Raw genomic sequence first — 610 nt, 5'->3', positions numbered from 1 at the left:
CAGCAGGGGCGCGAACTCGGCCGGCTTGAGCGCGGCAAGGCCGTCGAACAGCGCCGCGGGCAGCCAGATCGTCTCAAGCAGGCGGACCTTGCCTTCCCAGCCGCGCTGGCGCGTCATGCGCAGCACCTGCGTGCCGCTGGCCAGGCCGAGCTGGATGGCGACCTCGGCCGGCGCGGCCAGCGCGCGCACCGACACGATGCGCGATTCCGGGATCTCCGAGCCGGCGTCGCCGAAGCGGAAGAAGCGCGCCATGGTGGCGCCCGCGAGCGCGCCCCGCACGAAAGTGCCGCGGCCGTGCACGCGTTCGAGCAGGCCCTGGTCCACCAGCGCCTGGATGGCGGCGCGCATGGTGCCCAGCGCCACGCCGTAGTGCTCGGCCAGCGCGCTCTCCGCCGCGATGGCGGTGCCCGAGGCCCATTCGCCGGCCAGGATCCGGCCCCGCAGCGCGGTAGCGATGCGGGCCCAGCGGGGTGCCGCGAGGCTGGCGGCCGAATCGGGGGCGTCGGCTGCCGCCGGGATGGGGGAGGGGGAACCGCTTGGCATGCATGTCTCCGTGTCGGATTTCCGCGCTGGCATCGAGGCCGTCATCGGAGATCTAGTCATCTATAGG

Annotated in this window: 1 protein-coding gene; it reads right to left on the bottom strand. The window is 73.6% G+C overall.

Translation table 11 applies throughout. The features are described 5' to 3' along the window. On the bottom strand, nt 1-543 hold a 543-nt coding region (locus tag AC1DO7_RS41440), incomplete at its 3' end, for a GntR family transcriptional regulator (protein ID WP_477117596.1). Nucleotides 544-610: the final 67 nt, after the last annotated feature.

It is taken from the genome of Cupriavidus sp. 05N40 (assembly GCF_056397305.1).
The sequence above is the reverse complement of the archived record's forward strand: the minus strand, read 5'-3'. Positions and strand labels throughout refer to the sequence as shown.